The following is a 311-nucleotide window of genomic DNA, read 5'->3' on the forward strand; positions in this document are numbered from 1 at the left end:
GATGACAGTGTAGTAGATGGGAATGTTGCTTACAAGATTGTCACTGCTGCTGCTACCAGTACCGATACTAATTACAGCGGTGTTAATGCCAACGATGTCGGAGTTACTAATACTGACAACGACACCGCACCCACGCCCACACCCGCACCGACACCGATACCCACACCCACGCCCGCACCGACACCGATACCCACACCCACACCCACGCCAATCCCTGGGGAAACACCCACACCAACACCCACACCCACGCCAATCCCTGGGGAAACACCCACACCAACACCCACACCCACGCCAATCCCTGGGGAAACACC

1 protein-coding gene is annotated in these 311 nt (G+C 56.9%); it reads left to right on the top strand.

The features are described from left to right. A partial coding sequence (locus QUA04_RS29175) for a hypothetical protein (RefSeq protein WP_333264154.1) occupies nucleotides 1-311 on the top strand: 311 nt, incomplete at both ends.

Source organism: Microcoleus sp. S13_C5, from assembly GCF_036700845.1.
GTDB lineage: Bacteria > Cyanobacteriota > Cyanobacteriia > Cyanobacteriales > Microcoleaceae > Microcoleus.